Annotated in this window: 5 protein-coding genes and 1 pseudogene; 4 read left to right on the top strand and 2 right to left on the bottom strand. The window is 71.3% G+C overall.

Annotation, left to right across the window (positions count from 1 at the left end; genetic code table 11):
- Positions 1–529: cobalamin B12-binding domain-containing protein (locus tag JNW87_RS33295; protein ID WP_238455046.1), on the top strand; the 529-nt coding region annotated here is incomplete at its 5' end.
- Positions 530–1,078: 549 nt separating this feature from the next.
- Positions 1,079–1,663: a hypothetical protein gene (locus JNW87_RS33290; protein ID WP_238455045.1), complete on the top strand. Its 585-nt coding sequence runs from the start codon at positions 1,079–1,081 to the stop codon at positions 1,661–1,663.
- Between the two features lie 232 nt (positions 1,664–1,895).
- Here the strand turns inward: JNW87_RS33290 and JNW87_RS33285 are convergent, their stop codons facing one another.
- Both JNW87_RS33285 and gdhA read right to left on the bottom strand, forming a co-directional pair.
- Complete coding sequence (locus JNW87_RS33285) at positions 1,896–3,296, bottom strand: hypothetical protein (RefSeq protein WP_238455044.1); 1,401 nt, start codon at positions 3,294–3,296, stop codon at positions 1,896–1,898.
- A 131-nt stretch (positions 3,297–3,427) separates the two neighbouring features.
- On the bottom strand, positions 3,428–4,765 hold the full coding sequence (gdhA, locus tag JNW87_RS33280) for an NADP-specific glutamate dehydrogenase (RefSeq protein ID WP_109805319.1): 1,338 nt from the start codon (positions 4,763–4,765) through the stop codon (positions 3,428–3,430).
- Positions 4,766–4,878: 113 nt separating this feature from the next.
- Between gdhA and JNW87_RS33275 the strand changes: the two genes are divergently transcribed.
- Both JNW87_RS33275 and JNW87_RS33270 read left to right on the top strand, forming a co-directional pair.
- The gene (locus JNW87_RS33275) at positions 4,879–5,190 is read left to right on the top strand and encodes a MazG nucleotide pyrophosphohydrolase domain-containing protein (protein WP_109805288.1); all 312 of its coding nucleotides are present in this window, start codon (positions 4,879–4,881) and stop codon (positions 5,188–5,190) included.
- Positions 5,191–5,808: 618 nt separating this feature from the next.
- Positions 5,809–6,050 (top strand): annotated as a pseudogene (locus JNW87_RS33270) (hypothetical protein); the annotation flags it as partial.

The following is a 6,050-nucleotide window of genomic DNA, read 5'->3' as shown; positions in this document are numbered from 1 at the left end:
GGGTCGGCGTGACCAGCGGCTTCTGCATCAGCCGGACGAACCGGTAGCCGTGCAGCCGGAGCACCGACCGGAACGCCCAGCGGTAGCCCTCCAGCGCGCCACCGCGCGCGAGCTGGGCAGCGGCCGGCTGCGGCTGCTGGTCGGCAAGCCCGGCCTGGACGGGCACTCCAACGGCGCCGAGCAGATCGCGGTACGCGCCCGCGACGCCGGCTTCGAGGTGGTCTACCAGGGGATCCGGCTCACCGCCGGACAGATCGTCGCCGCCGCCGTCGAGGAGGACGTGGACCTGGTCGGGCTCTCGGTGCTCTCCGGCTCGCACCTGGCCGCCGTGCCGGCGGTGCTGGACGGCCTGCGGGCCGCCGGTCGGGGCGACCTGCCCGTGGTGGTCGGCGGCATCATCCCCGCCGGGGACGCGGAGGCGCTGCGGGCCGCCGGGGTGGCCCGGGTCTTCACCCCGAAGGACTTCGCGCTGACCGGCATCATCGACGAACTGGTCACCGTCATCCGCGAGGCCAACGACCTGCCGTGAAAGAGCAGGGGCCCCGCCTGGCGCGGGCCCACCTGCGCGACGAGCCGGGCGATGCCGCCGCGTACCGGCAGCTCCACGAACGTGTGGCAGTGGGTGTCGTTTTGTGCCTTTCGGGGGTTCGTTGCGTTGTTGGTTGCGGTGGGGGTGTGGCCCGCCGTGCCCGGCTCCGGGCGGTCAGGCCTGATCCCTGCGCCGGTCACGGCGGGCGTGTGATTCTCTGGGTGGGATGTCCGGTTTCTGGGTGTGACCGGTGGCATCCTCGGGTCGGAATCGTGGCCGGGGCGGGATCGTTGTATCTCGCGTACGACCGAGTACCTGGCCCGCTCGACGGGCCGGCGGACGGGCCCCGGGAATGATGGCGGGCCGGTGGTCGTTACACATGGTCCCGGCGCCGCGAGCAGGTATTACCGCTTGGCGGACCCGCGTTGAGGCTCCCCGCCCCCGCGGACCGGGCAGAGACTTTTCCCCTTTTGCTTTTGAGCGCCTGACGGTGCTTGCGCATGTCCCGGCCCCCACCGGGTGTGCGCCAACCCCCCAAGGAGCTTTGTCATGAACACGATGCTGCGTAAGAGCGTGCTGGGTATTGCTGGTCTGGCGTTCGCCGGTGGTCTGGCCGCCGGTCCGCTGAACCACCACGACGCCACCCCGACCACGGCGATGAGCCCGGTCGCGGTGCAGGCTGACAAGCCGGACATGGGCAAGCTGATACCGCATGGTGTGCAGGGCGCCCAGTCGCACATCGACCTGGACGACGAGCAGGTGGCTAACGCGGAGGCGATCATCGCGGCGACGAAGAAGGCCGGTCTGCCGGAGCGGGCCGCCGTGATCTCGATCGCGACCAGCCTGCAGGAGTCGAAGCTGGAGAACCTGGGTCACCTGGGTGACCGCAACGACCACGATTCGCTGGGCCTGTTCCAGCAGCGCCCGTCGAGTGGTTGGGGTTCGCCGGAGCAGATCACCGACCCCGAGTACGCCACGACCGCGTTCCTGAAGGGTCTGAAGCAGGTCGACGGGTGGCAGGACATGCCGCTGACCGAGGCCGCCCAGACGGTGCAGGTGTCGGCCTACCCGGACGCCTACGCCCAGTGGGAGCAGCAGGCCGCCCACCTCGTCGCCGAGCACTGGAACAGCTGACAAGCGAACAAAAGGCAAGAAGCCGCTGGCCGGCACCCCGGAGACACGGGGTGCGGCCAGCGGCGTTTCCACGTGCAAACACAAGACCGGGACGGCCGGGCGGACGGTGACCAACGTCAGGGCTGGGGGCGACCGTCCCCGGCGCAGGGATCAAGCCTGACCACCCGGAGCCGGGGACGGCCGCCCCCAGCCCAAAGCGCAACCACGTATCCAACAGCAACCACCGAAGAACTCAGGGGCAGGGCGCGTACAGACGCCGGGTGCCGGCCCCCGCGGCGTAAGCGGCCCGATCGCTGAACCGGCAGCCGAAGTCCGGCGCCGCAACCGCCCGCGGATCGGTCACCGCGTCCCCCGCCGGCCGGGCGCCACTGCGTACCCAGGTGGTGAGGTCGTCCCAGGCGGCGCCGGCCTCGGCCGGGGTGAACTCGCAGTGCTGGGCGGCCCGGATGGCCCGCTGCACCACCAGCCGGCCGCGTCCGTGCCACGCCACGTCCCGGGCGTACGCCTGCTCCATGGCGAAGGGTACGAAAAGGTCGCCGAGGTCGTGCAGGCTGACCACCGGCGCGGTCGGTCGGCCGTTGATCCGGGGTACCTCGGTCAGCGTGGGAGAGAGGCGCTGCCACGGGTTCTCCGGGGCGACCCGCTGGACGGTGGCGTTGACGTCCACCGGGCTGTTCGGCGTGTACCGGGTGAACAGGTTGGTGGCGAGCTGGCCGGGCCGCTGCGCGGGGGAGTCCCCGCCGTTGGTGGCGCTGATCGCGAAGAGGAAGTCCTTCCAGACGGCGAAGGAGGCCTCGGCGCCCGGCCGATCACCGCCCGAGCGGTTGATGGTGATGGCGCGCAGCTGCTTGCCCAGCTCGTTGGTGGTGTCCGGCCCGCCCGGCTTGAGCCCGGCCAGGCCGAGCGCCACCTGGATGCGCGGCACCGCGTTGGTGAGGTAGTCCGGCGGAGTCGGGTACGCGTGCACGCCGGCGAGGGCCTGCGCGACCAGGTTGTAGTCGAGGAAGAAGTCGAACAGCTCGTGGTCGCCGAGCACGCCGCACATCGGCAGCGCCCCGTCGTAGTAGCCGGGGTACTGCTCCAGTGAGCGGCCGATGATGTGGCCGCCCATCGAGACGCCGGCGATGAGCATCCGCTGGGGCCGCTTGACGGTGTCGGCGAAGAGGTCGGCGAGGTCGCGGGTGCTCAGCACGCCGGAGCGGATGTCGTAGCCGTTGCGGTCGTATGAGGACGACGCCCACGCGTACCCCTGCTCCACCACCCGCTGGCGCAGCCCGAACGCCGGCGTCTCGGGGGAGAGCACGGTGGTCTGGCCCCGATAGCCGTGCGTCCACATCACCAGGTCGCCGTTCCAGTCGGCGGGTACCTCGATGATGTAGCCGGCGTGTTCGTGCACGCCCTGCCGGACGGTGGTGGGCGCGCCGCCGACGACCAGCGGATCCAGCGGCGGGTTGCTGATGGTGTAGCCGGGCAGCGGCTGGCTGCCGTCGTCATCGCGGTCGGCGGCGCGGCCGGCGCGGCGCCGGCGAGCCCGATCGTGAGGGCCAGGGCGGCGCCGGCGGCGAGCAGCCGGCGGACCAGGCGGGTGGTTGAGGTCAGCATCGTTGCTCCCCCGGGGACGGTGCCGCCCCACCGGGGGCGACCAGGCGGGACGGATGCCTACCGGCCGGTAGCGCCCTGAAACTAGGCTTGCCGTCGATCGCTGTCAATCACCTCCTGACCGAACGGTCAGTCAGTTCCGCCCGGTCCGCCCACAGTGGCCGCTCACACCAGACCGTGCGCCAGCATCGCCTCCGCCACCCGGCGGAACCCGTTGATGTTCGCCCCGGCCACGTAGTCGCCGGGCAGCCCGTACTCCTCGGCGGTAGCCCAGCAGCGGGCGTGGATGTCCCGCATCGTCTCCCGCAGGCGCTGCTCCGACTGGGCGAACGTCCACGAGTCCCGGCTGGCGTTCTGCTGCATCTCCAGCGCGCTCACCGCCACCCCACCGGCGTTGGCCGCCTTGCCCGGAGCGAACCGCACCCCCGCCCGCCCGAGGATGCGTACCGCCTCCGGAGTGGTCGGCATGTTGGCACCCTCCACCACCGCGACGCAGCCGCCGGCCACCAGCGCCGCGGCCTCCGCGCCGCCGATCTCGTTCTGCGTCGCGCACGGCAGCGCCAGGTCGCAGGGCACCTCCCAGACGGTACGACCGGACACCGCCACCGCGTGCGGCACGTGCCGTACGTAGTCGTCCAGCCGGGCCCGCCGCTCCTCCTTCAACTCCCGCAGCAGCGCCAGGTCGATGCCCTTCTCGTCCAGCACATAGCCATCGGAGTCCGAGCAGGCCACCACCGTCCCGCCGAGCTGGTGCACCTTCTCGATCGCGTAGATCGCCACGTTGCCCGACCCGGAGACCACCACCCGCCTGCCCTCCAGGCTGTCCCCGGTCTGCTGCAGCATCTCGTCGGCGAAGAAGACCGCCCCGTACCCGGTGGCCTCCCGGCGCACCTGCGCGCCCCCGTACGACAGGCCCTTGCCGGTCAGCACCCCCGACTCGTACCGGTTGGTGATCCGCTTGTACTGGCCGAACAGGTAACCGATCTCCCGGCCCCCGACCCCGATGTCCCCGGCCGGCACGTCGGTCTGCGCGCCGATGTGCCGGTACAGCTCGGTCATGAAGCTCTGGCAGAAGCGCATCACCTCCCGGTCCGAGCGGCCCTTCGGGTCGAAGTCCGCGCCGCCCTTGCCGCCGCCGATCGGCAACCCGGTCAGCGCGTTCTTGAAGATCTGCTCGAAGCCGAGGAACTTGACGATCCCCAGGTACACCGACGGGTGGAACCGCAGGCCACCCTTGAACGGCCCGAGCGCGCTGTTGAACTCCACCCGGAAGCCCCGGTTCACCCGTACCCGGCCGTGGTCGTCCTCCCACGGCACCCGGAAGATGACCTGCCGCTCCGGCTCGCAGATCCGCTCGATGATCCGCGCGTGCGCGTACTCGGGGTGACGGGCCAGGGCCGGGCCGATGCTCTCCAGGACCTCCCGTACCGCCTGGTGGAACTCCGGCTCGCCCGGGTTCCGGTTGACCACCCTGGCGAACACCGTCTCGACGGCCTCCGGCATCACCGACACGTCCCTTCAGTCCCGGCGGCGGCATCGTCGCCACCACCGGATCGGCATTTCCGCCGACCGCCCCCGGATACGGATCGTCACCACCGTCCGGTTCACTGGTCGGCGTGGACGAGTTGATCTGGGACGCGGTCCGGGCCTCGCGCGGCTGGCTGGACGCCGCCAACGGCAGCGGCGACGCCGAGCTGACCTGTCGGATCCTCAAGCTCGCCGAGGAGGCGGGGGAAGCGGCGGGGGCCTGGATCGGGGTGCTCGGGCAGAACCAGCGCAAGGGGGTTACCCACAGCCGGGAGGACGTGGGGGCCGAACTGGCGGACGTGGTGTTCACGGCGCTCGTCGCGATCGAGAGCCTGGGGTTGGACGCGCGGACGGTGGTGTCGTCGTGCGCGGCGAAGGTGCGGGATCGGGCCTCGTCCTGAGCCGGCTCCGTCTTGTTGCGCTGCGTCGGTGGTTTGCGGTGGGGGCTGGGGGCGACGTCCCCGGCTCCGGGCGGTCAGGCTTGATCCCTGCGCCGGGGACGGTCGCCCCCAGCCCTGACGTGGTCGCCGTCCGTGCGGCGGCGCCAGGGCTTTTCCGGGTACGGGTGCCGGATCGCCGCGGCTAGCGTGCTGGGTCGCCGGGGGCGTGATCGACTCCGTGTCGCCGATGTGGGTGGTGTCCGCCGGGCGTTGATACCGCCACCTCGGCGATCTGGGGTCGGCTGTCCGGTTCGGCCCGCCCGACGACACACCTCTTGGGTGGGATGTCCGGCTTCGGTGTGACCGGCGGCATCCTCGGGCCGGAATCGTGGCCGGGGCGGGGTCGTTACATCTCGCGTAGGACCGAGTACCTGGCCCGCTCGACGGGCCGGACGGGCCCCGGGAATGATGGCGGGCCGGCGGTCGTTATACATGGTCCCGGCGCCGCGAAGAGGCCCCCGCCCCGCGGCTGGCACCGGGCAGAGACTTTCCCCCTTGCACTCTTTTTGAGCGCCTGACGGTGCTTGCGCATGTCCCGGCCCCCACCGGGTGTGCGCCAACCCCCCAAGGAGCTTTGTCATGAACACGATGCTGCGTAAGAGCGTTCTCGGTATTGCTGGTCTGGCTTTCACCGGTGGTGTGTTCGCCGGTCCGATCGCCGCGCACGCCGACACCGGCCCCGTCACCGCCAAGCCCGCCGCCGTGGCGGTGCAGGCCGACAAGCCGGACAGCTCGAACCTGATTCCGCATGGTGTGCAGGGCGCCCAGTCGCACATTGACCTGAACGACGAGCAGACCGCCAACGCGGAGGCGATCATCGC

It is taken from the genome of Micromonospora sp. ATA51, assembly GCF_016802855.1.
Taxonomy (GTDB): domain Bacteria; phylum Actinomycetota; class Actinomycetes; order Mycobacteriales; family Micromonosporaceae; genus Micromonospora; species Micromonospora sicca.
The sequence above is the reverse complement of the archived record's forward strand: the minus strand, read 5'-3'. Positions and strand labels throughout refer to the sequence as shown.